27 protein-coding genes and 2 tRNA genes are annotated in these 26,476 nt (G+C 66.2%); 11 read left to right on the top strand and 18 right to left on the bottom strand.

Annotation, left to right across the window (positions count from 1 at the left end):
* Nucleotides 1-9 precede the first annotated feature (9 nt).
* The gene (locus tag ACI1V7_RS14075) at nucleotides 10-147 is read right to left on the bottom strand and encodes a hypothetical protein (protein ID WP_290415105.1); all 138 of its coding nucleotides are present in this window, start codon (nucleotides 145-147) and stop codon (nucleotides 10-12) included.
* A 203-nt stretch (nucleotides 148-350) separates the two neighbouring features.
* On the opposite strand from ACI1V7_RS14075, the gene ACI1V7_RS14070 reads away from it, so the two are divergent.
* The gene (locus ACI1V7_RS14070) at nucleotides 351-554 is read left to right on the top strand and encodes a hypothetical protein (protein ID WP_404532374.1); all 204 of its coding nucleotides are present in this window, start codon (nucleotides 351-353) and stop codon (nucleotides 552-554) included.
* A 164-nt stretch (nucleotides 555-718) separates the two neighbouring features.
* Here ACI1V7_RS14070 and ACI1V7_RS14065 read toward each other — a convergent pair whose 3' ends face one another.
* Together ACI1V7_RS14065 and ACI1V7_RS14060 are read right to left on the bottom strand one after the other, a co-directional pair.
* Complete coding sequence (locus ACI1V7_RS14065) at nucleotides 719-886, bottom strand: hypothetical protein (RefSeq protein ID WP_404532373.1); 168 nt, start codon at nucleotides 884-886, stop codon at nucleotides 719-721.
* A gap of 42 nt (nucleotides 887-928) precedes the next feature.
* Nucleotides 929-1,108: a hypothetical protein gene (locus tag ACI1V7_RS14060; RefSeq protein WP_404532372.1), complete on the bottom strand. Its 180-nt coding sequence runs from the start codon at nucleotides 1,106-1,108 to the stop codon at nucleotides 929-931.
* 119 nt (nucleotides 1,109-1,227) lie between these two features.
* Here ACI1V7_RS14060 and ACI1V7_RS14055 point away from each other — a divergent pair, with 119 nt between their 5' ends.
* Entirely contained in the window at nucleotides 1,228-2,121 is an 894-nt protein-coding gene (locus ACI1V7_RS14055; RefSeq protein ID WP_404532370.1) for an alpha/beta hydrolase, read from the top strand.
* A gap of 24 nt (nucleotides 2,122-2,145) precedes the next feature.
* On the opposite strand, the gene ACI1V7_RS14050 is transcribed toward ACI1V7_RS14055, so the two are convergent.
* On the bottom strand, nucleotides 2,146-3,114 hold the full coding sequence (locus ACI1V7_RS14050) for an IS1595 family transposase (RefSeq protein WP_404532369.1): 969 nt from the start codon (nucleotides 3,112-3,114) through the stop codon (nucleotides 2,146-2,148).
* A 159-nt stretch (nucleotides 3,115-3,273) separates the two neighbouring features.
* Entirely contained in the window at nucleotides 3,274-3,573 is a 300-nt protein-coding gene (locus tag ACI1V7_RS14045; protein ID WP_404532368.1) for a 2Fe-2S iron-sulfur cluster-binding protein, read from the bottom strand.
* Between the two features lie 142 nt (nucleotides 3,574-3,715).
* Between ACI1V7_RS14045 and ACI1V7_RS14040 the strand changes: the two genes are divergently transcribed.
* The 4 genes from ACI1V7_RS14040 to ACI1V7_RS14025 all read left to right on the top strand — a co-directional run bounded on the left by ACI1V7_RS14040 (nucleotide 3,716) and on the right by ACI1V7_RS14025 (nucleotide 6,751).
* Nucleotides 3,716-4,747 (top strand): L,D-transpeptidase family protein, encoded by a 1,032-nt coding sequence (locus tag ACI1V7_RS14040; protein ID WP_404532367.1) that lies wholly within the window; start codon nucleotides 3,716-3,718, stop codon nucleotides 4,745-4,747.
* Nucleotides 4,748-4,810: 63 nt separating this feature from the next.
* Nucleotides 4,811-5,503 (top strand): M23 family metallopeptidase, encoded by a 693-nt coding sequence (locus tag ACI1V7_RS14035; RefSeq protein ID WP_404532366.1) that lies wholly within the window; start codon nucleotides 4,811-4,813, stop codon nucleotides 5,501-5,503.
* Nucleotides 5,504-5,725: 222 nt separating this feature from the next.
* Nucleotides 5,726-6,229, top strand: coding sequence for a hypothetical protein (locus ACI1V7_RS14030; protein ID WP_404532365.1), 504 nt, complete (start codon nucleotides 5,726-5,728; stop codon nucleotides 6,227-6,229).
* A 159-nt stretch (nucleotides 6,230-6,388) separates the two neighbouring features.
* Nucleotides 6,389-6,751: a hypothetical protein gene (locus ACI1V7_RS14025; RefSeq protein WP_404532364.1), complete on the top strand. Its 363-nt coding sequence runs from the start codon at nucleotides 6,389-6,391 to the stop codon at nucleotides 6,749-6,751.
* A gap of 38 nt (nucleotides 6,752-6,789) precedes the next feature.
* Here ACI1V7_RS14025 and ACI1V7_RS14020 read toward each other — a convergent pair whose 3' ends face one another.
* From ACI1V7_RS14020 to ACI1V7_RS14000, 5 genes are all read right to left on the bottom strand, one after another.
* A complete protein-coding gene (locus ACI1V7_RS14020; RefSeq protein WP_404532363.1) occupies nucleotides 6,790-8,589 on the bottom strand; it encodes a M4 family metallopeptidase in 1,800 nt (599 codons plus the stop codon).
* 134 nt (nucleotides 8,590-8,723) lie between these two features.
* Nucleotides 8,724-9,332, bottom strand: coding sequence for a hypothetical protein (locus ACI1V7_RS14015; RefSeq protein WP_404532362.1), 609 nt, complete (start codon nucleotides 9,330-9,332; stop codon nucleotides 8,724-8,726).
* Between the two features lie 9 nt (nucleotides 9,333-9,341).
* On the bottom strand, nucleotides 9,342-10,526 hold the full coding sequence (locus tag ACI1V7_RS14010) for a zinc-dependent alcohol dehydrogenase (protein ID WP_404532361.1): 1,185 nt from the start codon (nucleotides 10,524-10,526) through the stop codon (nucleotides 9,342-9,344).
* 255 nt (nucleotides 10,527-10,781) lie between these two features.
* Entirely contained in the window at nucleotides 10,782-11,660 is an 879-nt protein-coding gene (gene ypfJ, locus ACI1V7_RS14005) for a KPN_02809 family neutral zinc metallopeptidase (protein WP_404532360.1), read from the bottom strand.
* Between the two features lie 75 nt (nucleotides 11,661-11,735).
* The gene (locus tag ACI1V7_RS14000) at nucleotides 11,736-11,915 is read right to left on the bottom strand and encodes a hypothetical protein (protein ID WP_404532359.1); all 180 of its coding nucleotides are present in this window, start codon (nucleotides 11,913-11,915) and stop codon (nucleotides 11,736-11,738) included.
* Between the two features lie 187 nt (nucleotides 11,916-12,102).
* Here ACI1V7_RS14000 and ACI1V7_RS13995 point away from each other — a divergent pair, with 187 nt between their 5' ends.
* The 3 genes from ACI1V7_RS13995 (at nucleotide 12,103) to poxB (ending at nucleotide 16,110) form a co-directional block, all read left to right on the top strand.
* Nucleotides 12,103-13,059 carry a methyltransferase gene (locus ACI1V7_RS13995; protein ID WP_404532358.1) on the top strand — a complete coding sequence of 319 codons (957 nt, stop codon included), beginning with the start codon at nucleotides 12,103-12,105 and terminating at the stop codon, nucleotides 13,057-13,059.
* Between the two features lie 155 nt (nucleotides 13,060-13,214).
* Nucleotides 13,215-14,231: an SLAC1 anion channel family protein gene (locus tag ACI1V7_RS13990; RefSeq protein ID WP_404532357.1), complete on the top strand. Its 1,017-nt coding sequence runs from the start codon at nucleotides 13,215-13,217 to the stop codon at nucleotides 14,229-14,231.
* A 157-nt stretch (nucleotides 14,232-14,388) separates the two neighbouring features.
* Nucleotides 14,389-16,110, top strand: a complete 1,722-nt coding sequence (poxB, locus tag ACI1V7_RS13985) for a ubiquinone-dependent pyruvate dehydrogenase (RefSeq protein WP_404532356.1) — start codon at nucleotides 14,389-14,391, stop codon at nucleotides 16,108-16,110.
* A gap of 550 nt (nucleotides 16,111-16,660) precedes the next feature.
* On the opposite strand, the gene ACI1V7_RS13980 is transcribed toward poxB, so the two are convergent.
* The 8 genes from ACI1V7_RS13980 to ACI1V7_RS13945 all read right to left on the bottom strand — a co-directional run bounded on the left by ACI1V7_RS13980 (nucleotide 16,661) and on the right by ACI1V7_RS13945 (nucleotide 24,562).
* Nucleotides 16,661-16,750, bottom strand: a tRNA-Ser gene (locus ACI1V7_RS13980).
* 131 nt (nucleotides 16,751-16,881) lie between these two features.
* The gene (locus ACI1V7_RS13975; RefSeq protein WP_404532355.1) at nucleotides 16,882-17,460 is read right to left on the bottom strand and encodes a VOC family protein; all 579 of its coding nucleotides are present in this window, start codon (nucleotides 17,458-17,460) and stop codon (nucleotides 16,882-16,884) included.
* A gap of 18 nt (nucleotides 17,461-17,478) precedes the next feature.
* Complete coding sequence (locus ACI1V7_RS13970) at nucleotides 17,479-17,919, bottom strand: nuclear transport factor 2-like protein (RefSeq protein ID WP_404532354.1); 441 nt, start codon at nucleotides 17,917-17,919, stop codon at nucleotides 17,479-17,481.
* A 337-nt stretch (nucleotides 17,920-18,256) separates the two neighbouring features.
* Nucleotides 18,257-18,346, bottom strand: a tRNA-Ser gene (locus ACI1V7_RS13965).
* A 68-nt stretch (nucleotides 18,347-18,414) separates the two neighbouring features.
* A complete protein-coding gene (serS, locus tag ACI1V7_RS13960) occupies nucleotides 18,415-19,710 on the bottom strand; it encodes a serine--tRNA ligase (protein ID WP_404532353.1) in 1,296 nt (431 codons plus the stop codon).
* An 87-nt stretch (nucleotides 19,711-19,797) separates the two neighbouring features.
* A complete protein-coding gene (locus ACI1V7_RS13955) occupies nucleotides 19,798-21,114 on the bottom strand; it encodes a replication-associated recombination protein A (protein WP_404532351.1) in 1,317 nt (438 codons plus the stop codon).
* An 82-nt stretch (nucleotides 21,115-21,196) separates the two neighbouring features.
* Nucleotides 21,197-21,820 (bottom strand): outer membrane lipoprotein chaperone LolA, encoded by a 624-nt coding sequence (gene lolA, locus ACI1V7_RS13950; RefSeq protein ID WP_404532349.1) that lies wholly within the window; start codon nucleotides 21,818-21,820, stop codon nucleotides 21,197-21,199.
* 108 nt (nucleotides 21,821-21,928) lie between these two features.
* Nucleotides 21,929-24,562, bottom strand: coding sequence for a DNA translocase FtsK (locus tag ACI1V7_RS13945; RefSeq protein WP_404532348.1), 2,634 nt, complete (start codon nucleotides 24,560-24,562; stop codon nucleotides 21,929-21,931).
* Between the two features lie 188 nt (nucleotides 24,563-24,750).
* On the opposite strand from ACI1V7_RS13945, the gene trxB reads away from it, so the two are divergent.
* The gene (gene trxB, locus ACI1V7_RS13940; RefSeq protein ID WP_404532347.1) at nucleotides 24,751-25,704 is read left to right on the top strand and encodes a thioredoxin-disulfide reductase; all 954 of its coding nucleotides are present in this window, start codon (nucleotides 24,751-24,753) and stop codon (nucleotides 25,702-25,704) included.
* 22 nt (nucleotides 25,705-25,726) lie between these two features.
* A complete protein-coding gene (locus ACI1V7_RS13935; protein ID WP_404532346.1) occupies nucleotides 25,727-26,398 on the top strand; it encodes a Smr/MutS family protein in 672 nt (223 codons plus the stop codon).
* Nucleotides 26,399-26,476 lie beyond the last annotated feature (78 nt).

Genomic DNA, 26,476 nt, shown 5'->3' with positions numbered 1-26,476 from the left:
CCGGCGCCGTCAGCGCATGGCGCGCATCGTGGCCCAGACCAGGCTCAGTCCGGTCAACACGCCCAGGGCCAGCGCGGCCTGCATGCGACGCGAGCCGAACATCGTGTTGCGGCCCAAATAAATCTTGTTGTGCAAGGTGGTGCTCATGGGGTCTCCTTTTTCAACGTCGTTCGACGGCTTGCAGCCATTATAGAAATTTTCCTCCCGCGCTAGTGCACACGCTTCGCATGCGCCGCAAGATGTATCTTTACGGCAACATTTCCCAGTGATCCACGGGGTCCTATCGAGCGCCGGCGCCACGTGCGGGCTGTTAGGATCGAGTCAACATTGACCACGCCTAGGAGCATGCCATGACACCATCGAAAGTGAAACCGGACCCTGCGGCATCCGGCCCGGCCAACCTGCACGAAGCCGATATCGGCAGCGGCGAGCGTACGCCCGCGCAGCAGGAAACCGACCAGATGATCAAGGAAATTCCGCCACGGGGACACGCGAACCGGCAGGATGCCGGCGATGCGGGCAGCCAGCAGAAGCAGGAACCGTCGAAGGGCTGAGTCTACCGGCCATCGTTCGAGACGTCGCCCCTGCGAAGGCAGGGGCCAATGTTTGCGCGCGGCAGGCGCAAGCGGATTTGGCCCCTGCCTTCGCAGGGGCGACGCGTTGGTTGGCGCTCGTTGGCGTCTGTCGGGGCTCGCCGTGCCGCTATGCCGCTATGCCGCTATGCCGCCTTGACCGGCGGCTGCGGCTGGTCCGGTTCTTCCACGGGCGCGCGGGCGGGCGCCGGCACGTCGTCGGGATCCGGACGCGGATCCGGCGGCGGCAGGTCCGGGTCCGGGGTCGTATGGGCGCGCAAGGGCGTGCGCGCTTCCTGGTCCGCCAAAGTCATGCTCGTTCCTCCATCGCGAATGTGCATCAGGTGCGCGGCCGCTCAGCGGCGGTGCTTCTGCTTGGCGCCGCCGCCGGCGCCCGTATCCTTGCCCGCCTTGACGTCGCTCTTGGCGTTGTGGCTGCTCTTTTCCGGCTTGCCGACGCGGCTCTTGGCCATTTCCTCTTCCGACATGGTGGCCGACTGCTTGTTCTGGTTACCGCTCGATTTCGACTGGCTCATGGCATGCTCCTTCACACAGTTGACGTTGGGTGCAGCCTAGCATGGAAGATCGGGCCCGGTTTTTCAATCGTGCGCAGGCTGCTATAGTGGCGCATTGCCATTTACCCATTCGCCGACCCATGCGCCGCCTGCTTCCCCTGCTGTTCGCCACCGCCGTCGCGTGCGCCGGCACCGTCCACGCCGCCCCCATGAAACTGTCCGACTACATGGCCCTGAGCGGCCCGGCGCCGAGCGCCACTTTCCACTACGGCAGCGCGCCGTCGCAATATGCCGAACTGTTCCTCCCCGAAGGCAAGGGACCGTTCCCCGTCGCCATCCTCGTGCATGGCGGCTGCTGGACCAAGGAGTTCGGCGGCATCGTCCAGCTGCGCAATATGGCGGGCGCGCTGGCGCGGCGCGGCATCGCGTCGTGGAACGTGGAGTACCGCCGCGTCGACGAGGCGGGCGGCGGCTATCCCGGCACCTACCAGGACATGAACGCGGCGCTGGACCTGCTGGCGCGCGAAGCGCAGCACCATCCACTGGACCTGCGGCGCCTGGCCGCGGTGGGCCACTCGGCCGGTGGGCAACTGGTGCAATGGCTGGCGGCACGCCCCCGCATTCCCGCGTCGAGCCCGCTGTACCATCCCGACGCCCTGCCCGTGCGCCAGGTCGTCAGCCTGGGCGGCCTGGCCGACCTGCGCCGCGAAGCGGCCCTGATCCAGACCAGCTGCGAGCGCAGCACCGAACAGCTGGCGGGCACGCCCAGCAAGGAACGGCCCGACGTCTTCTCCGATACCAATGCAGGCGACCTGATGCCGAACGGCAGCCGCACGATCCTCGTGACGGGCGAACTGGACACGATCTCGCCGCCGCGCGTGGCGCACGCGTTCGCGGCGCGCGCGCAGGCGGCCGGCGACGCCGCCGAGGTCGTCATCCTGCCGGGCGCCAGCCATTACGATGAAGTGGCGGCCACCTCGCCATCCTGGCCGCTGGTGCTGCAGGCGATCGAATCGGCTTTGTCCGGAAAATAAATGGCGCTGTTCGCGTTAGTTATGTCAGGCGCCGGCAGACCGGCGGCAACACAGCGCCGCGCGCAGCAGCAAGGCCGGCGTCGTCAGGCGAGCGTCATCCAGGATGCGCTGCCATCCGGAGTAATGGACGAGATAGCGGCTGGCCACGCCGCGAAAGCGCAACAACCACGTCTTGAAGCGGCTGTGCCATCCGTTCACATTCTGGATGTGGAGCGCACCGCGTGCGCGGATTCCCGCTTTCACGTTCACCGTTTCATGGCTTAACCCGGCCTTCGCCGCAAAGGTCCGGTAGGCGAGCGCCGCATCGGTGACAAGCAGCGCGTCGCGCGCCAGGACCGGCCCCAGGCACCGCGCCAGCTGGCTTGCCGTGACGGCGCCCCGGCCCGTATGAAAATCGAGCGTATGACCGCCACGGTCGCGCGCCACCAGCAGACAGTCGTGCTCGCGGTTGATCCCGCGACGGCGGGCCACGCCACCCCGTCTCCTCGGCGGGCGGTTCAGCTGGCGCGAGCCCTTCTGCGATTCGAGCAGGTACGTCTCATCCGCTTCGACGATGGCCGACAATTGCGCCGGACGCTCGTGCATGGCACCCGGCAGGAAGCGATGACGCCAGCGAAAGCTGGTCGAGCGATGCACGCCGGTGAGCGTAGCGGCATCGCGCACCGTGCACGACTCCAGTAGACACTGCAGATAAGGCACCCATTTTTCCTTCTTGCGCAGCCGCGAGAGGGGCGTCCCCGTCAAGGCGTTGTAGCTGCGGCGGCAACGGCAACAACGAAAGCGTTGCAAGCCGCTCGCCTGGCCGCAACGGTGCACGCGGGAGCTGGCACAATGCGGACATGGGGGCGTGCCGGCCATGCCTTCGATCATGGCCAGGCACTCGCCCGGATGGGCGACCGATGCCAGCCATTGGCGCAGCCGCGCCAGATCGTCGATCCCTAGCGGCAAGTTCGTCAGGACGGCGAACAGCTCATCGAACACCATGCTGCGCATTGCAGTCTCCCCATGAGTTACCTCGACCGTGGGTAAGACTGCGACGATGACGTCCGGTTCACATAATTAACGCGAACAGCGCCAAATAAATCCTGCGGTCGCTTGACGCGGGATATCGGCAAGCGCTCAATTGTCCCTCACATCTTCTGGAAAGCGCTGCTACGCTTCCCAGGCGATGCGCCTGGCAAGGCGCTGCTCGAGCACGACGTCGCCCTCGGCCAGCGCCACGCAGGGCAGGATGTAGCCTTCCCGTTTTTCGTCGAGCGACAGGCCCGGCCATTCGATCGTGTGGCGCACGGCGCCCGAGGGCGCGCGGCAGATGCAGGTGCGGCAGGTGCCGTTGCGGCAGGAGCTGGGCAGCTCGATGCCGGCCTGCTCGGCGGCCTGCAGGATCGTGACGCCCTCGTCGGCCGTGAACGACCAGCCGGACGGCTGGAGGGTGATGGTCGCTGTGCTCATGGCGGCGATTGTACCCGCTGCGGCTGCCGCCGTTGCATGCCGGCCGGCGCCAGCCATGCCGGCTGCATGGGTTCGTTCGCGCACAGACCCTGTATTTGCAGATAATTAATCTGGGCTCATGGAAGCAAGCAATAGGAAGCCCATGAAACAGCACAGCATCCCCCTACTCGCCGCCCTGCTGGGCGCCCTGGCCGTCGTGCCGGCCCAGGCCCACCAGGCGCAAGCCGCCGCGCCGCAGGCGCAGCAGACCCCACAACTCCAGCAGCCCCAGGCACCGCAACCGGCCGCGAACCAGGCGCAGGATCCCGTGGCCGCGCAAGCGCAGGCCGCCGAGTTCGAGCGCCTGCTGCGCGCCCAGGTATTGCTGGACCGCGCCCATTTCTCGCCCGGCGAGATCGACGGCGCCTACGGCTCGAACATGCGCCAGGCGCTGTCCGGCTTCCAGAAGGCGCGCAACCTGCCCGTCACCGGCAAGCTCGACGACGTCACCTGGAACGCCCTGAACGCGGACACGGCGCCCACGCTGCTGACCTATACGCTGGCCGACGGCGACGTCGCCGGCCCGTTCCAGCCGATCCCGAACGACATGATGGAGAAGGCCAAGCTGACCACGCTCGGCTACGCGACGCCCGTCGAGGGACTCGGCGAAAAATTCCACGCCAGCCCGGCGCTGCTGGAAAAGCTCAATCCGGGCAAGCCGCTGGGCCAGCTGGGCACGCAGATCCTGGTGCCCAACGTGGTCGGCACGGCCCCGCTGGCGCCCGCCGCGCGCGTCGTCGTGTCCAAGGATGCGCGCGTGCTGTGGCTGCAGGATGCCGCCGGCGCCACGCTGGCCCAGTACCCCGTCTCGACGGGCAGCGAGCACGATCCGCTGCCGATCGGCCAGTGGAAGATCGAGGGCGTGCACCGCAACCCGACCTACCACTACAACCCCAAGCTGTTCTGGGATGCCCAGCCGGGCGACAAGAAGGCCACCGTCGCCGCCGGCCCCAACAACCCCGTCGGCGTCGTCTGGATCGACCTGTCCAAGCCGCACTACGGCATCCACGGCAGCCCGGTGCCGTCGACGATCGGCAAGACGGAGTCGCACGGTTGCATCCGCCTGACCAACTGGAGCGCGGCGGAAGTCGCGGGACTGGTGCAGGCCGGCACCGAGGTGGTGCTGCAGGACTAACGCTTGCGATCCGGGCCGGCGCTGGCCGGCCATCATTGATCACCCAAACAAGAGGAGACGACGATGAAATGGCTGATGACTTTCCTGCTCGGCGTGCTGGTCGGCGCCGGCGGCCTGTTCGCGTGGCTGCGCCAGATGCCGCAAGACGACGCCGCGACGGCCCAGGTCGCCACCGGCGCCCTGCCCGCGCCGCCCGGCCCCAACCTGGAAGCCCAGCTGCCGCCGGCGCCGAAGGTCACGCCCGACCTGACGGAACTGGACCTGCCGCTGCGCCCGGCCAGCATGGATGCCCTGACGCCGTCCGCGACCGCGGTACCGGCCGCCGCGCCGGGCAAGCTGATGGTGCCCGTCGAGGGCATCGCCTTCAAGCAGCTGACCGACACCTACGACCAGCCGCGCGGCAACGAACGCCACCACGAGGCGCTGGACATCCTCGCGCCGAAGGGCACGAAAGTCTTCGCCACGGCGGACGGCAAGGTCGCCAAGCTGTTCACCAGCAAGCCGGGCGGCCTGACCGTCTACCAGTTCGATCCGACCGAGAAGTACGCCTACTATTACGCACACCTGGACCGCTATGCCGACGGCTTGCAGGAAGGCGCGACGCTCAAGCGCGGCGACCTGATCGGCTACGTGGGCACCACGGGCAACGCGGCGCCGGACACACCGCACCTGCACTTCGCCGTGTTCGAGCTGACGCCGGAAAAGCAATGGTGGAAAGGTACGCCCATCAATCCGTATCCGCTCATGGCGGAATAACGCTGCTTCGCGCGATATCGGGTCGCATGCTCGCTGTTCCCTTTTGGGCTTCCTCATCGAATTGTCACACCAGGCAATCCTGCTAGTTGACGTTTAGAAATATTTAAAAATAGAATATTTCTGACTCGCAAGGATTCAACTGGCGGTCGGCCTTGCGCCGTACGGCGTTTCAAAGGCCGACCAGACGATCTATCGGTGATTCTCATCCGGGAGCTGAGCAATATGGCCACGATCAATGCAAGCAGCGCATACCGCGTCCAGGGCACTGTCATGAACGTGTCGGAGATGGCGAAGCAGAAACCTGGCTTCGTCATGGCCGCCACGGCCGAGCAAGTCCAGGAACTTGCGCGGCACGATCAGCAGATGCAGCAGCGTGCAGCGGCCCAGCAGGCGCAACAACAGACCAGCAAGATTTTCGGCCAGGTCATCGTCAACGGCGAGGTGATCGCGACGGTCTACGATTCCGGCAGCGCGCAAACGCAACAGGATATCGCTGGACTGAAGCTCAGCGAGGAGGGAGAGGGATTGACGCTGGCGCAAACGCGCCTCGATGAAATCACCCGGGCCGTCAAGGGACAGGTCATCTATTCGAACTTCGTCCCGCCCAAGGGGCCCCGTACCGGCAGTGGTGCAGGAAACGGCCCTGCCCAAGGTGACGGCACGCAGTCTCAACCAAATGGCGCGGGAAATGGATTGGGCGCTGATGCGCTCGCGCATGATCAATGACACGACGGCATGACCGCGACGTATTCATGCATCAAAGCAACAATCAGCCGGGGATTAGGATACTGATTCCCGGCAAAATTTCCTAAGTGAATGTATACTGGCAGCTTCCTCGTCGTGCGCACGTTGAGCGCACAATGTCTTCTCTTGCCAGTTCGTTCAATGAAATTACGCCAACTTGTCGTCTTCCTCGGTGGCTACCTGATCACGGTGCTCGCCCTGGCCCGCCTTTACCACAGCTTCACGGGCATCGCTTCTGCTTCCGACATCGCCACCTGCCTGGCCGTCGCCCTGTTGATCGGCTTCGCAGCCGGCACGTCGGAGACGGCCGCGCGGCATGGCATCACGTTTGCTGTCGCCTCGTTCTGCGGCGCGTTGACGATCCTGCTGTCGTTCTGCCTGCGGAAGGCAGGCATGGCCGTCGTTGCCCTGCCCTACGTGTTCTTCTGGACCAATGCCGCCTGGATGGGCCTGCATGCGGCCCGCATGTGCCGCGTGACGCTGGCGACGCGCTCCGCTCAGTAAACCCGGTGCCAGGTGGGCACAGCGTGCCCACCTTCCCCTCATTGGCTTGATACGTCCGACTTGACCTCGTCGACGTCGGCCCCGACGTTGATGGCCGCATAGGCCCGCTGCACGGCGATCGCCTCGCGGCTGCCCTTGCCGTACAACTCCTCCGCCGACTCGATCATCTTCACCCGCGCCTCCGCATAATTGGTGCTGGACGTGAACTTGGTCGTGTTGGCCTCGAACCAGATGCGGTACGCCTTGTCGATGCCGATGCCCGTTATTGCCAGCGGGGTCTTGACCAGGTACTTGCTGAAGGCGTCGCCCGACTTGTCGATGCCGGAACCCTGCGCCAGGAAATAGAACATGCGGTTGTTCGGGCCGCTGCTGTAGTGCACGTCGAGGCGCTTGAGCGAGGTGCTCCAGGCGTCCGGGCTGTTGCCATCCTTGCTGGGCTTCGTCATCCAGCGCAGCGGCGTGCCGGTCTTGCTGATCTCGGCGCCCAGCACCCAGTCGTTGCCCGACGCGGGAATCGTGTCCCCCTTGCCGCCCGCGCGCGCGTAGGCTTCCACCACTTCGCCGTTGATGTCCGACGCGGATTCGTTCAGGCCGCCCGACTCGCCCGAATAGGTCAGGTTCGACGTCGCCGCCGTGACGCCGTGGCCCATCTCGTGGCCGATCACGTCGATCGAGCCCAGGCTGTTGAACTGGTTGCCGTCGCCGATGAACATGCAGCGGCAGGTGTCGCTGTAGTAGGCGTTGTCATAGGCCGTGTTGACGTGGGCGGCGATGTAGGTGGCCGTGTTGTGGCCGTCCAGCGACTGCCAGTTGAACACGTTCTTCAGCGCATCGTAGGTATTCATCAATCCCCACATGGCGTTCACGGCCGCCGTCTGGCCATTGGCGTTCGTGGTGGAGCCGCCCTTGACGTACTGCTTGCCGTCGCCCCAGGTATTGCTGTCGTTGACGTAGACCTGGCCGGCGCCCGTGCCGTGGTTGGCGTTGGTGATCGCCATCGCGCCGAAGGTGCCGCCCGTGCCGCGGCTGTCGTCGATCATCTTGTACTTCCCGTCCGCCTGCAGCGTGGTATTGATCGGCACCTCGCCGTTGTACTGGCTCTTGCCCACGCCGACCACGGTCTGCAGCATGCTCCACTGGTCGAGGATGCTGCCGTCGCGGGCGCTGACGACGGTATCGTGGTACACGGGCCGCGCCGACGCGTCGTCGCCGGCATGCAGGCGCGTGCGCACCAGATACGCCAGTTCGTAGCGCTCCACCACCTCCTGCACGTCGACGGCATTCAATTCCTGCTCCGGCTTGTCGCGCGCGCCGTCGGTGCGCTCGGTGCGCATCACGGGCCAGATGATCAGCTCGGCCGTCGGCGGCGTCACGTGGCGCAGTTCGCCCACCAGCGCGGTGCGCAGCGACGCCAGCGCCGCATCGATGGCGGCCGTGGACGAGATCGCCGGCGTCACGCCGAAGTCGGTGGCGGGCGCCGCCAGGCCCTTGCCTGCCAGTGCCTCGGCACGCTTCGACAACGATTCCGAGACGACCCGTCCCGCCCCGTCCAGCACGACGACGGACTCGGCGCCGAACACGCGCACGCCTTTCCACGTGTAGTCGACGCGCGCGACCTGGGTGCCCTGCGTGCCGGGATGCTGCGCCGCCAGCGCGAAGCCCAGCCGCGCATCGATGCCGCGCGCGGCGCGGCGCGACTCCAGCTGGGTCAGCAGCGCCGCACGCGCCTTCGCGTCGGCGGCCACGGGCGCGCTCACCGTCGCGGGGCCGGCGGCGGCCGGCTGCGCGACGATGAGGAAAATGGCGCCGAGCGGCGCCAGCAGGATGCGCTTGTTCATCTCATCTCCTTCGGTGATGCCCGTTGATGGGCGTCATCGAAGTGTGGATGAGCTCCTTGAAAAGGACTTGCTCAAGCGCAAGAAGCCCTGCAGCGGGATGGTTCCGCCACAGGGCTGCGAAAAACGGGCGCGGATCAGCGCTCGCGGCGGCGCGTCAGGTAGACGGCCAGGCCGACGACGGCGCCGGCCATGGCCGCCTTCTTGATCAGGCCGGCGCGGTTATGCTCCCACTCCGCCTTGATGCCCATCTCGCCCAGCACGTTCGGCACCTTGCCGTGCGCCAGGTCCTCGCCGATGCCTTCGACGACGTTCACGCGGTCGGCGGCCAGCAGCAGCAGCCAGTGGCGCATGTCGTTCTCGGACCACTTGAAGGCGAGGCGACGCAGCGCACCCGAGATGCCCTTCGGCGGCTGCGCGGTGCCGAAGATCGGCGTGATCTGGCCGAAGCGCTCGCTCGAGACGAGCACCTCGACGTTTTCTTCCTGCTGCGGCAGCTTGCCTTCGTGCTGGTGGATGAAACGGGGCGGCGTGCGTTCCATCGGCACGCCAGGCCGGTCCTTGCGGTCGAGGTCCGCGCCCCAGCCGTTGATGTGGGCCAGCTGCTCGCGGCTGGGGCGCCTGGGTACGTCCCGGAAGTCGCCCTGCAGCGCATGGTGGTGGATGTGGCCGTGATCGTGATCGTGATCGTGATCGTGACCGTGACCGTGGTCGTGGCCGTTGGGGCGTTGTTCGCGGTGTTCCATGTCGTCTCCTTAGTGCAGCGCGCTGGATTTGACGGCCTGGACTTCGCGCGCCGACGGCGGGATCAGGACGGTCTTGATGCATTCGTCGAGCTTGCTCGAGAAGATGTGGTAGGCGTCCGACACCTCTTCCAGCGGCACGCGGTGCGTGATGATTTCCTTGGGGTTGATGCGGCCCGCGCGGATATGCTCGATCAGGCGCGGCAGGTGGCGCCGCACGCTGGCCTGGTTCATGCGCAGCGTCAGGCCCTTGTTCAGCGCATTGCCGATCGGGACGGCGTTGAAGGTCGGACCGTAGACGCCGACGATGGACACGTTGCCGCCCTTGCGCACCGAGTTGATGGCCCAGTGCAGCACGGTCGAGGCGCCGGCCTGCATCTTCATCAGGCGGCCCGTCAGCGTCTGGGCGATGGAGCCGGCCGCGTCGCCGCCCACGCAATCGATGCAGACGTCGGCGCCCAGGCCGTCCGTCATCTTCTTGATGTGCTCCGCCATGTCGTTGACGCTGCGGAAGTTCAGCACTTCGCACTGGGCGTAGCGCTTGACGAACTCCAGGCGGTACTCCACTTCATCGACGACGATCACGCGCCCAGCCCCCATCAGCCAGGCCGACTTGGCGCAGAAGATGCCGACGGGACCGGCGCCGAACACGACGACCGTGTCGCCTTCCTGGATGTCGCCCATCTCGGCGGCCTGGTAGCCCGTGGGCAGCGCATCCGTCATCAGCACGGCGTCGTCGATGTGGATGTCGTCGGGGATGACCATCGGGCCCACGTCGGCCATCGGCACGCGCACGAACTCGGCCTGGCCGCCGTCGTAGCCGCCGGCCGTATGCGAGTAGCCGTAGATGCCGCCCACGGCCGTGGCCTGCGGATTCGTGTTGTGGCAATTGCCGAACAATTCGCGCTCGCAGAAGAAGCAGGAGCCGCAGAACAGGTTGAACGGCACCAGCACGCGGTCGCCGACCTTGAGGTTCTTGACGTCCGAGCCGACATCCTCGATGACGCCGACGAACTCGTGGCCGAAGGTATGGCCCACGCGGGTATCGGGCACCATGCCGTGGTACAGGTGCAGGTCGGAACCGCAGATGCAGCTCCGCAGCACGCGCACGATGGCGTCGCCCGGATGTTCGATGACGGGATCGGGTTTATGGTCGGCGCGGACGCGGTACGGCCCGCGGTAGTTCATTGCCAGCATGAATTCCTCCTGGAGTGGTTGTCCGTTCGCCATTTCTGGCGAGCTCTTGTTTCAACCATATGTCAAATTCGGGAGGAAGGCGATACGTGCACGGTAACGAACCGGACATTCCCGCGGTATTTTTGAACGCACGCTATCACATTGTTTTTAAATGGAAATTTACGTCAATACGTTTAATTCCACGTAGAATTCATTGCCCCCGAAATGTAAAACGGCCGCACTGGGCGGCCGTCTGTTCCGTAAGGCGGCAGTTGCTCAGAGTTGGCGCGCCTCGAAGGTATTGCACTGCTCCACCGAACCCGTCTCGATGCCGCGCTTGAACCAGCGCACGCGCTGGGCCGAGGAGCCGTGGGTGAAGGAATCGGGCACGACCTCGCCACGCGACTGGCGCTGCAGCGCGTCGTCGCCGATGGCGCTGGCAGCGTTCAGGGCCGATTCGATGTCGCCGCTCTCGATGATCTGCTTGGCCTGGTTCGTGTGGTAGGCCCAGACGCCGGCAAAGCAGTCGGCCTGCAGTTCCAGGCGCACGGACATCGCATTGGCTTCCGTTTCGGACGCGCGCTCGCGCATGCGGTCCACCTTGCCGGAAATGCCCAGCAGGTTCTGCACGTGGTGGCCGACCTCGTGGGCGATCACATAGGCCTGGGTGAATTCGCCGCCGACCTTGAAGCGCTGCTGCATCATGCGGAAGAAGGTCAGGTCGATGTAGACCTTGCGGTCGGCCGGGCAATAGAACGGACCGACGGCGCTCTGGCCCACGCCGCAGCCGCCCGTGCCGGTGCGGCCCGAGTACAGCACGAGCGTCGGCGGCGAATAGGTCGCGCCGCCGGCCTTGAAGATCTTGGTCCAGGTATCTTCCGTGTAGCCGAGCACGGTACGCACGAACTGCGTCTCGCGGTCGCTCGCGGGCGGATGCGACGGCGCCTGCTGCACCTGCTGGCTGCCGCCCCCGCCCGACAGCAGGCTGAGGATGGTGGTCGGCGAGACGCCGAAGAACCAGGAACCGAGCAGCGCGATGACGATCGTGCCGATACCGATGGTCCCGCCGCCGAAGCCGAACCCACCGCCGCCGCCACCGCCGTCACCGCGGCGGTCTTCCACATTGTCGCTCTGACGATCGCCTTCCCAACGCATGCACACTCCCCGGCGCGCTCCAGGCGCGCCTACGACGTGCCGGCGGCAGTCCGGCCGCCGGCGGATTATTCTTGGTCAGCGCCCGGACTGGCGCCTCAGATTGACTGCTCCCTCGTTCGCCCGCGCATCCTTGATGCGGTACTCCTCGTCGACCGCGAGGCCGGCACGCCATTCGTCGTTCATCAGGCGTTCGTGGCGCTCGCGCTCCACTTCGCGCTGCAGGCGGTCTTTCAGGGAATCGTTCAGCGGTTTCATGCTCATGTCCTTCAACGTACGAGGGGCAACCCGTTGCCGCCTCGAGCCCAGTATTGCTGGCGGCTGCGCGGCGGTCTGTTCGAACTTTCACATAATCATACATGGAAGGCCGTGGCGGACCCTGCGCACGTCGCCCTGTGTGCGCCAGCGAACGGAACTCGGCAGCGCAACCGTGCATCATGGCATCATGCCGCTCAGCTCAACCTCCACCATTGCCCTCGTCGAACTTGGCCACGCGCTGCGGCAGGCCGGCTACCGTTTCGTCACGATCACGCCCGCGACCCACCGGCGCGTCAACCGCCGTCCCGAGAACGCCTGGGCGAGCGACGTGCGCGGCGTGTTCGGCTGGAGCCGCCCGTTCCGCGCGGGCGTGCTGCCGCCCGAGGTCGAAGCCGCGGCGCGGCGCGCCGGCGTGCTGGTGCCGCACGACCAGGACGGCCAGCCGGGCTGGCGTTCGCTGGTGCGGGCATCCAGCGTCGGCGATTGCCTGTACTTCCATTCGGCCTGGCCGACCAGCGACGAGGACGCCGTCTTCTTCGGCCCCGATACCTACCGCTACATCGCCGCCATGCGCCGCTCGCTGGGCCGGCTGGGCCGCCCCGTGCAGCGCGCCGTCGACATCGGCGCCGGCAGCGGCGCGGGCGCCATCGAACTGGCGCTGCAGTTCCGCACGGCCACCGTGTACGGCGCCGACATCAACGACGCCGCCCTGAACCTCGTCGACGTCAATGCCGCGCTGAACGGCGCCGCCAACGTCATCCCCTGCCGCAGCGACCTGCTCGACGGCGTCGACGGCCACGTCGACCTCGTCATGTCGAACCCGCCTTACATCCTCGACGAGGACGAACTTGCCTACCGCCACGGCGGCGGCGAACACGGTGCCGCCCTGTCGATCGACATCGTGCGCTGCGCGCTCGAGCGCCTGCACGCGGGCGGCAGCCTGCTGCTGTACACGGGATCGGCGATCGTCGATGGCCAGGACCGCTTCCTGGACGCGATCCGCCCCGACCTCGACGGCCGCTGCAGCGGCTGGCAGTACGAGGAACTGGACCCGGACATCTTCGGCGGCCAGCTCGGCTGCGACGGCTACGAGAACGTCGAACGCATCGCCGCCGTCTGGCTGCATGCCGTCAAGGCCGCCTGACCCTCCATCCCGCCACCACTCCCTCCGGGTGGCGTCAACCCTGCGACGAACGAGCAAAATAGTGCGGCATCCAGGCATGTCCACGGGACCGGGCCGGATCGACAATACCGCCAAGGCGCCACCGAGACGCCACGCCCGATAACAGGAGGATTACCATGCAAGCCGCCGATTCCGTCGCCGCCCCCACGCCCGCACCCAAGCCAGCGCAAGCTCCGTCCACGACCCTGTCCTACCTGCCGGTGGGCATGTTCGGCTCCGTGATGGGCCTGACGGGCCTGTCGATCGCCTGGCACCTCGCCCACCAGCACTTCGGCCTGCCGGCCTGGATCGGCCAGGCCATCGGCGCCCTCGCCGTCCTCGATTTCATCGTGCTGGCCATCGCCTACGCCGTCAAGGCGGCCTCCGGCTTCGCGGCCGTGAAGGCGGAGTTCGCCAACCCCGTCGCCGGCAACCTGTTCGGCACGCCCCTGATCAGCCTGCTGCTACTGCCCTTCGTGCTGGTCGACGTCAGCCTCGAGCTGGCGCGCCTGTCCTGGGTGCTGGGTGCCGTGCTGATGACGGTGTTCGGCTGGGCCATCGTGATCCGCTGGATCACCGTCCGCCACACGGGCGCGCAGATCGCCCCGACGTGGATCGTGCCCGTGGTCGGCATGCTCGACGTGCCGCTGGCCGTGCCGCTGCTGCAATGGGACGGCCTGCACGGCGTCATGATGTTCGGCACGGCCGTGGGCCTGTTCTTCGCCCTGCCCCTGCTGACCATGCTGCTCATCCGCCTGGCGATGGAAGACCCGCTGCCGGCGCCGCTGCAACCGTCGCTGCTGATCGTGCTGGCCCCGTTCGCCGTCGGCTTCTCGGCCTACGTGACGACCACCGGCCAGATCGACGGCTTCGCCGAGGGCCTGTACATGGTGATGCTGTTCGTGCTGCCGATCCTGCTGGGCCGCCTGCGCCACCTGCCGCACTGCTCGCCGTTCCGCGTGTCGTGGTGGGCCGCCAGCTTCCCGCTGGCCGCCACGGCGGTGGCCGCGCTGAAGTATGCCGACCATGCCCGGCACCCGGTGACGGATGCGATCGCGGCGCTGATCCTGGCCATCGCGTCCCTGATCATTGCGGTGTTCGCCGTCCAGACGCTCGGCGGCGTCGCCCGCGGCAAGCTGCGCGACCTGAGCTGACCCGACCGGCACGCGCCCACGCCGAACCTGCCCTTCGGCAGGGTGGCCGCGCGTGCCGGCCTTCCGCTCCCGTAGAATTCTCGTCGTCACTGGACTCGCGGGCTCGCCACGCCGGCGGGCCCTTCGTCCACCATTGCTGTCATCGGGAGAGAGGACCATGAGCAAGACTGCGGCAGACTACCTGGCACGTACCCTGGCCCTGGCGGGCGTCGAGCGCGTCTACGGCGTCGTGGGCGATTCGCTGAACGGCTTCACGGACGCGCTGCGGCGCCAGGACGCCGTCGACTGGATCCACGTGCGGCACGAAGAAGGCGCGGCCTTCGCGGCCGGCGCCGAAGCGCACCTGACCGGCAAGCTGGCCGTCTGCGCCGGCAGCTGCGGCCCCGGCAACCTGCACCTCATCAACGGCCTGTTCGACTGCCAGCGCAGCGGCGTTCCCGTGCTGGCCATCGCCGCCCACATTCCCAGCACCGAAATCGGCATCGATTATTTCCAGGCCACGCATCCGGAGATCTTGTTCAAGGAATGCAGCCATTACGTGGAGCTCGTGTCCAGCGCCGACCTGCTGCCGCAGATCCTGCACCGCGCGATGCGCGTCGCCGTGGCGAGGAAGGGCGTGGCCGTCGTCGTCATGTCCGGTGACGTCGCCCTGCAGGCCCTCGACGCGACGCCGCCAGCCTGGCTGCTGCCCGCGCAGCCGACGATCGTGCCGCCCGCGGCCGACATCGACGCGCTGGCAGCCCTCCTCAACGGCGGCGAGCGCGTGGCGCTGTTCTGCGGCGCCGGCACGGCAGGCGCGCACCCCGAGATCATGCGCCTGGCCGAGACGCTGCAGGCGCCGATCGTGCATACGCTGCGCGGCAAGGAATACATGGAGTACGACAATCCCTACGACGTCGGCATGACGGGCCTCGTGGGCTTCGCATCCGGCTACAAGGCGATGAAGCGCTGCGACACGCTGCTGGTGCTGGGCGCCGACTTCCCCTATCGCCAGTTCTTCCCCGACGGGGCGAAGATCGCGCAGATCGACGTGCGTCCGGAAGCGCTCGGGAACCGCTGCCCGCTGGAACTGGGCGTGCTGGGCGACGTGAAGGCGACGCTCGCCGCGCTGCTGCCGAAGCTGACGCCAAAGACCGACGGCCGCTTCCTGGCCAGCGCGCTGGACGACTACCGCGCCGCGCGCGCCGACCTGGACAAGCTGGCCGCGATCGACGCCGGCACGCGCACGATCCATCCGCAGGCCGTCACCCGCGTCGTCAGCGAACTGGCGAGCGAGGATGCGATCTTCACGGCCGACGTCGGCACGCCGATCGCCTGGACGGCACGCTACCTGAAGGTCAACGGCAAGCGCCGCATCGTCGGCTCGTTCAACCACGGCTCGATGGCCAATGCGATGCTGCACGCCATCGGCGCCCAGGCCTCGCAGCCGGGCCGCCAGGTGATCTCGTTCTCGGGCGACGGCGGCTTTTCGATGATGATGGGCGAATTCCTGACGCTGGCGCAGGTGGGACTGCCGGTGAAAATCATCCTGCTCAACAACGGCACACTGGGCTTCGTGGAACTGGAGATGAAGGCCAACGGCTTCCTCGACACGGGCTGCGACCTGCGCAATCCGAACTTCGCGGCGATGGCGGAGGCGGTCGGCATCAAGGGCATCCGGGTCGAGGATCCGCAGCAGCTGGAGGACGCCGTGCGCGCGGCGCTGGCGCATGAGGGGCCGGTGCTGGTGGATGTCGTCAGTGCGCGTCAGGAGCTCGTGATGCCGCCGGCGACGACGCTGGAGGAGGCGCACAAGTTCGGGCTGTTCATGCTGAAAGCGGTGCTGGATGGGCGGGCGGGGGAGTTGATCGATCTGGCGAAGGTGAACATGCTGCGCTGAAGCACTGCGAAGGTGCATAGGCGGTGCGGTCGTGCAGGCATCGCGCGCCCTCGGCGCGCGGGGCTGTCTGCGTTGCAGACAGCAAAGTGGCGATTCGGGAGGGCTGGGCCTGGGCCCAGCCCTTCGAATCCCACCCTCTCCGCCACAAAACAGAAGGCTCCCGGTTGGAGTAATGCCGTTCAGTTGAGCGTTTGTTAGCTTAAAAGCCGTCGTCCCTGCGAAGGCAGGGACCCAATGACCGCATACGTCGTTACAGCGCTTGCAAGATTGGTTCCCTGCCTTCGCAGGGACGACGTTGCTAACTGAACGTTATTACTGCCGATGGGAGCTTTTGGGTTTTGAATCCAGGCTTGGCGAAGGTGAACGTGCTGCTGTAAAGAGATTCACTGGAGATGCTGGCATCGCGCGCCCTCGGCGCGCGGGGCTGTCCGCGTTGCGGACAGCAAAGTGGCGATTCGGGAGGGCTGGGCCTGGGCCCAGCCCTTCGAATCCCACCCTCTCCGCCACAAAAACAAAAGGCTCCCGATGGGAGCCTTTTGTTTTTGAATCCTGGCGGAGAGGGTGGGATTCGAACCCACGGTACGGTCACCCGTACGCCTGATTTCGAGTCAGGTACATTCGACCACTCTGCCACCTCTCCGTGTCACTGGTCGTTCGCGTGAGGCCGCATTATAGACGGCCGTTTGAAGATTCGCAAGACTGTGACGTGGGGATTCTGTTAGGCGGCTCCCTGCCCTACTCGCCGGGGACAGGAAGACCGCCCGCTCGGCTTCAGTTGGCCGGGTGCTTCGGGTTCCACAGCTTCAGCTTGGACTTCTTCTCGTAGCCCTTGCCGTTCGGGTAGCCCACCAGTTCCATGTCCGAACCCCAGGGCGATTCGAAGTGCACCCAGGTTTCGCCCTCGGTGTCGCCGCTCGTCATGGTCATCGGGCCACCCGTGATCTTGAGGCCTTTCGATTTCAGGTAGGCGATGCCGGCTTGCACGTCGTCCGTGTAGAACGCGATGTGGGAGGCGCCGATGTCTTCCATCTTCGGCATCGCCGTGCTGCCGGCCGATTGCTTGTACTCGAACAGTTCGATGTTGGCGCCGGTGCCGCAGCGGACCATTGCCAGCGTCACGCTCTCGGCATGGGGCTTCATCGGGAACGGGCCGATCTGGGTGACGGGCTGGCAGCCGAACGTGGTCACGAAGAATTCCTCGGCCTGCTTCAGGTTGGGCACGCTGATGCCGACGTGGTCGATGCCGGCCGACTTGATGGCGGGCGCGGCGGCAGGTGTGGCGGCCTGTGCGGCGCTGCCCAGGCCGAGGGCGAGGACGGCGGTGGCGAATACGGTAGCGATGGTGTTCATGGGGCGGTTCCTTGTCATTTATTGTTTGTCGATGAAGACGCGGGCGCTGGCCAGTTTGCCGTGCTCGATGGTGAAGATGTCCTCGCCGCGGATCTGGTTCGGCTTGTCCTTCGGACCGTAGCCCCAGGTGACGCGGCCGACCCCGTGGTTCCAGGTGATCGGTTCCGGGGTGAAGCGGAAGCCCGCGTTCTTCTTCTGCAGTTCGCCGATCTTGCGGTCGACGGCGGCATAGCCGGTTTCCTTGCCGGCATAGTCGGCGACGAAGAACTCGGACGTGTAGACGGCCGGGTACTTGGGCAGGCGGCTGGCGGCGTCGGTGTCGTTCCAGATCTCGAAGTGGCGGTCGATCAGCTTCTGGGCGACGGCGGCTTCCTGGTCGTTGGTGGGCATGGTGCGGACCTCCTGGGCGTGGGCCAGCGATGCGAGGAGCAAGGCGCTGGTGGCGATGATGGTTTTCATGTGGTTTTCCTTTCGGCGGACCGGTGTGTGACGGTCGGTGCGTAAGAAAGAGTGTATGTTGTCCATCGGGGCGTGTGAATCCGTCGATCGTGGAATGATTATCCATTCCCGTGGATAATTGGGCGATATGATTCCAGAAGCAGCTGGATTCGATCGGGATGTGGGTTGGGGTGGGTGGTGTGCGGGCATCGCGCGCCTGCGGCGCGCGGGGCTGTCTGCGTTGCAGACAGCAAAGTGGCGATTCGGGAGGGCTGGGCCTGGGCCCAGCCCTTCGAATCCCACCCTCTCCGCCACAAAAACAAAAGGCTCCCGATGGGAGCCTTTTGTTTTTGAATCCTGGCGGAGAGGGTGGGATTCGAACCCACGGTACGGTCACCCGTACGCCTGATTTCGAGTCAGGTACATTCGACCACTCTGCCACCTCTCCGTGTCACTGGTCGTTCGCGTGAGGCCGCATTATAGACGGCCACTGCGAAAAACGGAAGAGCTATTTGCTCAGGCCGCCGGGACCAGGCGTTCCAGCCCGCCCATGTACGGGCGCAGGACTTCCGGCACGATCACGCTGCCGTCGGCCTGCTGGTAGTTTTCCAGCACGGCGACCAGCGTGCGGCCGACCGCCAGGCCCGAGCCGTTCAGCGTGTGCAGCAGTTCCGGCTTGCCCTGGGCGTTGCGGAAGCGGGCCTGCATGCGGCGGGCCTGGAAGGCTTCCATGTTCGACAGCGACGAGATCTCGCGGTAGGTGTTCTGTGCCGGCAGCCAGACTTCCAGGTCGAAGGTCTTGGCGGCGCCGAAGCCCATGTCGCCCGTGCACAGCGCCATCACGCGGTACGGCAGGCCCAGGTTCTTCAGGATCGTCTCGGCCTGGCCGACCATCTCGTCGAGGGCGGCGTAGGACTGGTCCGGCTGCACGATCTGCACGAGCTCGACCTTGTCGAACTGGTGCTGGCGGATCATGCCGCGGGTGTCGCGGCCATAGCTGCCCGCTTCCGAGCGGAAGCACGGGGTGTGGGCCGTGATCTTGATCGGCAGGCTGTCCAGCGCCACGATCTCGTCGCGCACGGTGTTCGTCAGCGTCACTTCCGAGGTCGGGATCAAGTAGAAGTTCTCGCCCTCGCCTTCGATGCCACCCTTCTTGACGGCAAACAGGTCTTCGCCGAACTTGGGCAGCTGGCCGGTGCCGTACAGCGAATCGGCATTGACCATGTATGGGGTGTAGCACTCCGTGTAGCCGTGCTGGTCGGTGTGGGTGTCCAGCATGTACTGGGCCAGCGCGCGGTGCAGGCGCGCGATGGGGCCCTTCATGACGGAGAAGCGCGAACCGGTCAGCTTGGTCGCCGTGTCGAAGTCCAGGCCCAGCGGGGCGCCGACGTCGACGTGGTCCTTGACCTCGAAGTCGAACTGGCGCGGCGTGCCGACCTTGCGCACTTCCACGTTGCCCGACTCGTCGGTGCCGACGGGGACCGATTCGTGCGGCAGGTTCGGGATCACCTGCATGAAGGCAGCCATCTTGTCCTGCACGCTGGCCAGCGCGGCTTCGTTGGCCTTGAGCTCGTCGCCGATACCGGCCACTTCCGCCATCACGGCGCTCGTGTCTTCGCCCTTGCCCTTGAGCATGCCGATCTGCTTGGACAGCGAATTACGCTTGCCCTGCAGCTCCTCGGTGCGGGTCTGGATCTGCTTGCGCTCGGCTTCGAGGGCGTTGAAACCGGCCACGTCGAGCTGGTACTTGCGGCCGGCGAGGCGCGCGGCGACGGTGTCGATGTCCTTGCGGAGGAGTTGGATGTCTATCATTGTCGGGCCAGTGCCATGTTATGGATATCGAAAGCGCAATTGTACCAAGCCGACAGCGGTTTTCGGGCATTCGCCCTGCCCGTCGCTTCAGTCCCCGGCGCCGTCTGCGCCCGCCTCCGCATCCAGGCTGCGCAGCCATGCGAGCTTCTCGGCGATCTTCGATTCCACCCCGCGCGGCACCGGCTGGTACCAGCGCGGCTCGGGCATGCCGTCCGGCAGGTAGGTCTCGCCGGCCGCGTACGCATTCGGCTCGTCGTGGGCGTAGCGGTAGGCGTGGCCGTAGCCCAGTTCCTTCATCAACTTGGTCGGCGCATTGCGCAGGTGCACGGGCACCTCGCGCGACTTGTCCTTGCGCACGAAGGCCATGGCCGCGTTGAAGGCGTTGTAGCCCGCATTGCTCTTGGCCGCGATGGCCAGGTAGATGACGGCCTGGCCCAGCGCCAGTTCCCCTTCCGGCGTACCGAGGCGCTCGTAGGTTTCGACGGCATCGTTGGCCACCGTCAGCGCGCGCGGGTCGGCCAGGCCGATGTCTTCCCACGCCATGCGCACGATGCGCCGGCCCAGGTACTTCGGATCGGCGCCGCCGTCGATCATGCGGCAGAACCAGTACAACGCCGCGTCCGGATGCGAGCCGCGCACGGACTTGTGCAGGGCCGAGATCTGGTCGTAGAAATTGTCGCCGCCCTTGTCGAAGCGGCGCGCGTTCAGCGTCAGCGCGTTCTCGACGAACTCGCCCGTGATCTGCGCGACGCCGGACGTGTCGGCCGAGGTCTTGGTCTGCTCCAGCAGGTTCAGGAAGCGGCGCGCGTCGCCGTCGGCATACCCGACCAGCGTCTGCACGGCGACCTCGTCGAACTGCAGGTGGCCGAGCACGCGCTCCTGCGCGCGCTTGAGCAGCTGGCGCATCTCGTCGTCCGTCAGCGCCTTGAGCACATAGACCTGGGAGCGCGACAGCAGCGCCGAGTTCACCTCGAAGGAGGGGTTTTCCGTGGTGGCGCCGATGAGGGTGACGAGGCCCGACTCCACGAACGGCAGCAGCGCGTCCTGCTGCGATTTGTTGAAGCGGTGGATTTCGTCGATGAACAGGATCGTGTGCTTGCCGCCGGCCAGGTAGTGCTCGGCCTGTTCGATGGCGGCGCGGATGTCCTTCACCCCCGACAGCACGGCGGACAGCGCGATGAACTCGCAGTCGAAGGCATTCGCCGTCAGCCTTGCCAGCGTGGTCTTGCCCACGCCCGGCGGGCCCCACAGGATCATCGAATGGGGCTTGCCGGACTTGAACACGAGGTTCAGAGGCTTGCCCTCACCCAGCAAATGGCTCTGGCCGATCACTTCGCCGATGGTCTTCGGGCGCAGCGCCTCGGCCAGCGGGGCGGCGGGTTCGGTCTTGAAAAGGTCATCCATCTGGCTCATATGCGGCTGTTGCGTCGAAAGCGCAAGTGTAGCCGATGAGTGACCGTGCCCGTTACGCGTTGTCGCTAGGCGATTACTGGTTGACGACCTCGGCGCCCTTCGGCACGTCGAACTTGAACTGCTGGGCGCCCAGCGACGGATTGCGCTGGAAGCTGGTGAACTTCAGCACCGTGGTCTGGCCGAAGTTGTCCTTCAATTCCATCGCCTGCGGCACGCCGTCCTTCAGGCCGATGGCGATCTGCTCGAAAGTCGTGTCCTTCGCCTTCGGCGTGGCGTTCAGCCATTCCAGGCCGTCGCGCGCGCCCGCCTCGGACAGCGTGAAGTTCTTTTCCAGGTCGTTGGAGCCGAACAGGATCGCGGCCGGCGAGCTGCCCAGCGCATTGCCCAGCTTGCGGGTGGTGACCTGGTTCAGGTCCTTGTCGTAGATGTACAGCGTCTCGCCGTCGGCCTGCAGCAGCTGCTCGTAGGGCTTCTGGTAGGTCCAGACGAACTTGCCGGGACGGGCGAACACGAAGGTGCCGGACGAGGCCGGGGCGGCCTTGCCGGTCGCGGCCTTGCCGCGCACTTGCGTCTGGGTGAATTCGCCGCGGGCGGACTTGGTGCCGGTGACGAAGGACTTGAACTGGTCGAGGGCGGCGGCGGAGGCGGTATTGGTCAGCACCAGGGTGGCGATCAGGGTTGCGTAGACAGTCTTCAACTTGTTTTCCTTGTCGTAGGGTGGGCATTACATGCCCACCGTGCATGTGCGGCAACGCGGCGTGATGGTGGGCATGCGATGCCCACCCTACGGGCGCGCGCCGGGCGATTATTCCGCGTTGGCGGTCGGCACGAGGATGTCGCGGTTGCCGTTCGACTGCATCGGCGACACGACGCCGCTCTGCTCCATCTGCTCCAGCAGGCGGGCGGCGCGGTTGTAGCCGATGCGCAGGTGGCGCTGCACCAGCGAGATCGAGGCGCGGCGGTTCTTCAGCACGACGGCCACGGCCTGGTCGTACATGGCGTCTGACTCGCCGCCGCCCTCGCCGGCCGGGGCGCCGTCGGCACCGCCTTCCTCGGCGACGCCGCCTTCGAGGATGCCTTCAATGTAATTCGGCTCGCCCGTTTCCTGCAGATGTTTTACAACTCGATGCACTTCGTCGTCCGAGACGAAGGCGCCGTGCACGCGGATCGGCAGGCCCGTACCGGGCGGCATGTACAGCATGTCGCCCATGCCCAGCAGCGTTTCCGCGCCCATCTGGTCGAGGATGGTGCGCGAGTCGATCTTGGACGACACCTGGAACGCGATACGCGTCGGGATGTTCGCCTTGATCAGGCCCGTGATCACGTCCACGGACGGTCGCTGCGTCGCCAGGATCAGGTGGATGCCGGCCGCGCGCGCCTTCTGCGCGATACGGGCGATCAGCTCCTCGACCTTCTTGCCGACCACCATCATCAGGTCGGCCAGCTCGTCGATGATGATGACGATGGTCGGCAGCTTTTCCAGCGGCTCGGGATTGTCCGGCACGATCGAGAACGGATTCGGGATGTGTTCCTCGCGCTTGGCCGCTTCCGCGATCTTGCCGTTGTAGCCGGCCAGGTTGCGCACGCCCAGCTTGGACATCAGCTTGTAGCGGCGCTCCATCTCGTTCACGGCCCAGTTCAGCGCGTGGCCGGCCTGGCGCATGTCCGTCACGACGGGCGCCAGCAGGTGCGGGATGCCTTCGTAGACGGACATCTCCAGCATCTTCGGGTCGATCAGGATGAGGCGCACGTCGGCCGGATCGGCTTTATAGAGCAGCGACAGGATCGTCGCGTTGATGCCCACCGACTTGCCCGAACCCGTGGTACCCGCGACCAGCAGGTGCGGCATCTTGGCAAGGTCGGCCACCACCGGCTTGCCGGCGATGTCCTTGCCCAGGGCGACGGTGAGGCTGGAGGCGCTGTCGCCGTAGACCTTGGAACCGAGGATCTCGGTCAGGCGCACGATCTGGCGCTTCGGGTTCGGCAGCTCCAGCGCCATGTAGTTCTTGCCGGGGATGGTTTCCACGACGCGGATCGAGGTCAGCGACAGCGAACGTGCCAGGTCGCGCGCCAGGTTGACGATCTGGCTGCCCTTCACGCCGGTGGCCGGCTCGATCTCGTAGCGGGTCACGACCGGGCCCGGGTAGGCGGCGACGACCTTGGCTTCGACGCCGAAGTCTGACAGCTTCTTCTCGATCAGGCGGCTGGTGAATTCCAGCGTGTCGATGGCGACGGTTTCCTGGGTGGCCGGGGCGTCGTCCAGCAGCGCCAGCGGCGGCAGCGTCGAGTCGCCATGCACCTCGAACAGGTGCGACTGGCGCTCCTTCTCGGCACGCTCGGAACGGGGCACGCTCGTCATCGGCGGTTCGATCTTGATCGCGGGCACGGCGGCGGACGCCGACGGCAGCGGTGCCGGGGCCGTCGAGGCCATCGTGGCGACCGGCGACGCGCTCGCGCGCACGGGCGCCGAGAACGGCTCGTCGTCGGCGTCGAACGGCGCGCCATCGTCGACCGGCGCGACCTGTGGCTCCGCGCGCGGCGCATCGGCCTTGGCGCCCCGCTTCAGCTTGGCCTTGGCCTTGGCGAAAAAGCCGGGCGCGGTTTCTTCCTCGGTGGCCGGGGCGTCGCCCGCCATCTGCGGCTCGTGCTTCAGGATCGGCGCATTGCCGTGTTTTTCCACGAACTTGGCACGCTCCTGTACCAGCACTTCGTCGCGGTGATGCGCCGCGACTTCGCCCTGGCGGCGGTCTTCGCGGTCTTCGTAGCGCAGGCGGAACCAGTCGAAGCTGCGCTCGACGGATTCGCCGATGCGCTCGGCCACGGCCAGCCAGGACACCTGGAAGTACCACGAGAAGCCCAGGCCGAACATCAGCAGCAGCAGGAGCGTGGCGCCCGTGAAGCCGAAGGCGGAATTGGCGCCGCCGCCGATCAGCTGGCCCAGCACGCCGCCGGCGGAACGGGGCAGCTCGACCTTCATCGACCACAGGCGCAGGTATTCGAGGCCGACGCTGCCGGCCAGCATCAGCATGAAGCCGACCCAGCGCACCAGGATCTCGCCCTGGTGCTCGATCTCGGGTTCAGGCACCTCGCCGTCGATGAAGCGGCGGTGCAGGCGGCGGTAGCCTTTCCAGACGGCGCGCGAAAAGCAGACGCACAGCCACCAGGCGGAAAAACCGAAGATGAACAGCAACAGGTCGGCCAGCCAGGCGCCGGCGCGGCCGCCCAGGTTGGCGACGTGGGCGACGACGGTGTCGTGCGACCAGCCTGGATCGGCTTTGTTATAACTGAGCAGAATGAGGACGAAATACAACAACGCGACGGCCGTGACCAGCCAGCGCGCTTCCGACAACAGGCGTACCAGCCGGTTCGGCAAGGGCTGACGGGGCGGTCGCGGCTTGTGGGTATAGGTCGAACCGGTGGATGGACTTTGCTTGCTCATGCTGTTTGAAACTGTGCTGCCGGGGTGGAATGCCCCAAAGAGCCCATTTTAAGCGATATATGGCCGCGCAGGCCCACGATTCATGCTCTTGTGCATCATGGACTATAATCTGCGGTTCCCCTCCCCTTGATTCCGATGGTGATCGGCCCCACTTGCCCGACATCATCACTTCAATAAGAAGTAAAAACATGACTACTCGCAAACACGCCAAAGTTCTCATCCTCGGTTCGGGCCCGGCCGGCTACAGCGCCGCCGTCTATGCCGCGCGCGCCAACCTGAGCCCGATGCTGGTCACCGGCCTGGCCCAGGGCGGCCAGCTGATGACCACCACCGACGTGGAGAACTGGCCGGGCGACCCGCTGGGCGTCCAGGGCCCGGAGCTGATGCAGCGCCTGCTGCAGCACGCCGAGCGTTTCAATACCGAGATCGTGTTCGACCATATCCACACGACTTACCTGAACGAAAAACCGATCCGCCTGGTGGGCGATTCGCACGAATTCACCTGCGACACCCTGATCATCGCCACCGGCGCCTCCGCCCAGTACCTGGGCCTGGCCAGCGAGCAGGAATTCATGGGCCGCGGCGTGTCCGCCTGCGCCACCTGCGACGGCTTCTTCTACCGTAACCAGGAAGTCGCCGTCATCGGCGGCGGCAATACGGCCGTCGAGGAAGCGCTGTACCTGTCCAACATCGCCACCAAGGTCACGCTGGTGCACCGCCGCGACAAGTTCCGCGCCGAGCCCATCCTCATCGACCGCATGATGGCCAAGGTTGCCGAAGGCAAGATCGTGCTGGAAACCAACCGCACGCTGGACGAAGTGACGGGCGACCAGAGCGGCGTGACCGGCCTGCGCCTGAAGTCCACCGAAGACGGCTCGATCAAGGAGCTGAAGGTGCACGGCCTGTTCGTGGCGATCGGCCACAAGCCGAACACCGACATCTTCGAAGGCCAGCTCGAGATGCACAACGGCTACATCAAGACCCGCGGCGGCAGCGAGGGCATGGCCACGGCCACCAGCGTGCCGGGCGTGTTTGCCGCCGGCGACGTCCAGGACCACATCTACCGCCAGGCGATCACCTCGTCGGGTTCGGGCTGCATGGCCGCGCTGGATGCCCAGCGCTACCTCGAGGCCCTGGAATAATCCTCTCCCGGGCGGCATCTCGATGGCGATGAAAGACTTCGGCGACCTGAAATCCTTCCGCGACCGGCTGAAGGAAGAGGAGCGGCTGCGCGCCATCGAGAAGGCCGAGCGCGAACGGCGCGAACGCATCGAACGCGAGAACGCCGCCACGTTCCGCGGCGCCGTCAAGGACGTGGTCCAGATGCCGGAATCGGACCGCTACGTGTGGCGCCCGGCCCAGGAAGCGGAGCGCCTCGCCGCCCGCGCTCCTGCCCGCCCGCGCACGGCGGCCGAGGAAACGGCGGCCGTGCTGCGCGAATCGATGCTGTCGGACGGGTTCGACGTCGACGGCCTGCTGGCCGAGGAGCCGAGCCTGTCGTGGTCGGCGCCGGGCGTGGGGCCGGACGTCGTCAAGCGCCTGCGCAAGCGCTACTGGCCCGTCGAGGACGAACTCGACCTGCACGGCCTGAACCGCGACCTGGCCCGGCGCCAGGTCGACGCCTATTTGAGGAAATCGAGCAAGCGGGGGGTGCGCTGCGTGCGCATCATCCACGGGGTCGGCTACGGTTCGGCGGGCGGCGAACCGGTGTTGCGAGGCATGCTGCACAGCTGGCTGGTGCAGACGGCCGAGGTCGTCGCCTTCGTCGCGGCGGGTCGCACGGACGGGGGTCACGGGGCGCTCGTGGTGCTGTTACGTCCGGCTTTGGAAGATTAAATTCGTCAATTTGCGCCAAATACAACGATGCATGTGACCCTGCGGGGCGTTTTTTTATGTTGTACGGCAAATATGCAC

It is taken from the genome of Massilia paldalensis, assembly GCF_044901715.1.
Classification (GTDB): Bacteria; Pseudomonadota; Gammaproteobacteria; order Burkholderiales; family Burkholderiaceae_D; genus Telluria; species Telluria paldalensis.
Note: the sequence above shows the minus strand (reverse complement) of the source record. Positions and strands in the feature narration are given on the sequence as shown.

Bases quoted from the DNA above. Each gene is read 5' to 3' on its own strand.
- ACI1V7_RS14075 (WP_290415105.1), bottom strand. From the start codon at position 147: ATGAGCACCACCTTGCACAACAAGATTTATTTGGGCCGCAACACGATG.
- ACI1V7_RS14070 (WP_404532374.1), top strand. From the start codon at position 351: ATGACACCATCGAAAGTGAAACCGGACCCTGCGGCATCCGGCCCGGCC.
- ACI1V7_RS14065 (WP_404532373.1), bottom strand. From the start codon at position 886: ATGACTTTGGCGGACCAGGAAGCGCGCACGCCCTTGCGCGCCCATACG.
- ACI1V7_RS14060 (WP_404532372.1), bottom strand. From the start codon at position 1,108: ATGAGCCAGTCGAAATCGAGCGGTAACCAGAACAAGCAGTCGGCCACC.
- ACI1V7_RS14055 (WP_404532370.1), top strand. From the start codon at position 1,228: ATGCGCCGCCTGCTTCCCCTGCTGTTCGCCACCGCCGTCGCGTGCGCC.
- ACI1V7_RS14050 (WP_404532369.1), bottom strand. From the start codon at position 3,114: ATGCGCAGCATGGTGTTCGATGAGCTGTTCGCCGTCCTGACGAACTTG.
- ACI1V7_RS14045 (WP_404532368.1), bottom strand. From the start codon at position 3,573: ATGAGCACAGCGACCATCACCCTCCAGCCGTCCGGCTGGTCGTTCACG.
- ACI1V7_RS14040 (WP_404532367.1), top strand. From the start codon at position 3,716: ATGAAACAGCACAGCATCCCCCTACTCGCCGCCCTGCTGGGCGCCCTG.
- ACI1V7_RS14035 (WP_404532366.1), top strand. From the start codon at position 4,811: ATGAAATGGCTGATGACTTTCCTGCTCGGCGTGCTGGTCGGCGCCGGC.
- ACI1V7_RS14030 (WP_404532365.1), top strand. From the start codon at position 5,726: ATGGCCACGATCAATGCAAGCAGCGCATACCGCGTCCAGGGCACTGTC.
- ACI1V7_RS14025 (WP_404532364.1), top strand. From the start codon at position 6,389: ATGAAATTACGCCAACTTGTCGTCTTCCTCGGTGGCTACCTGATCACG.
- ACI1V7_RS14020 (WP_404532363.1), bottom strand. From the start codon at position 8,589: ATGAACAAGCGCATCCTGCTGGCGCCGCTCGGCGCCATTTTCCTCATC.
- ACI1V7_RS14015 (WP_404532362.1), bottom strand. From the start codon at position 9,332: ATGGAACACCGCGAACAACGCCCCAACGGCCACGACCACGGTCACGGT.
- ACI1V7_RS14010 (WP_404532361.1), bottom strand. From the start codon at position 10,526: ATGCTGGCAATGAACTACCGCGGGCCGTACCGCGTCCGCGCCGACCAT.
- ypfJ (WP_404532360.1), bottom strand. From the start codon at position 11,660: ATGCGTTGGGAAGGCGATCGTCAGAGCGACAATGTGGAAGACCGCCGC.
- ACI1V7_RS14000 (WP_404532359.1), bottom strand. From the start codon at position 11,915: ATGAAACCGCTGAACGATTCCCTGAAAGACCGCCTGCAGCGCGAAGTG.
- ACI1V7_RS13995 (WP_404532358.1), top strand. From the start codon at position 12,103: ATGCCGCTCAGCTCAACCTCCACCATTGCCCTCGTCGAACTTGGCCAC.
- ACI1V7_RS13990 (WP_404532357.1), top strand. From the start codon at position 13,215: ATGCAAGCCGCCGATTCCGTCGCCGCCCCCACGCCCGCACCCAAGCCA.
- poxB (WP_404532356.1), top strand. From the start codon at position 14,389: ATGAGCAAGACTGCGGCAGACTACCTGGCACGTACCCTGGCCCTGGCG.
- ACI1V7_RS13975 (WP_404532355.1), bottom strand. From the start codon at position 17,460: ATGAACACCATCGCTACCGTATTCGCCACCGCCGTCCTCGCCCTCGGC.
- ACI1V7_RS13970 (WP_404532354.1), bottom strand. From the start codon at position 17,919: ATGAAAACCATCATCGCCACCAGCGCCTTGCTCCTCGCATCGCTGGCC.
- serS (WP_404532353.1), bottom strand. From the start codon at position 19,710: ATGATAGACATCCAACTCCTCCGCAAGGACATCGACACCGTCGCCGCG.
- ACI1V7_RS13955 (WP_404532351.1), bottom strand. From the start codon at position 21,114: ATGGATGACCTTTTCAAGACCGAACCCGCCGCCCCGCTGGCCGAGGCG.
- ACI1V7_RS13945 (WP_404532348.1), bottom strand. From the start codon at position 24,562: ATGAGCAAGCAAAGTCCATCCACCGGTTCGACCTATACCCACAAGCCG.
- trxB (WP_404532347.1), top strand. From the start codon at position 24,751: ATGACTACTCGCAAACACGCCAAAGTTCTCATCCTCGGTTCGGGCCCG.
- ACI1V7_RS13935 (WP_404532346.1), top strand. From the start codon at position 25,727: ATGGCGATGAAAGACTTCGGCGACCTGAAATCCTTCCGCGACCGGCTG.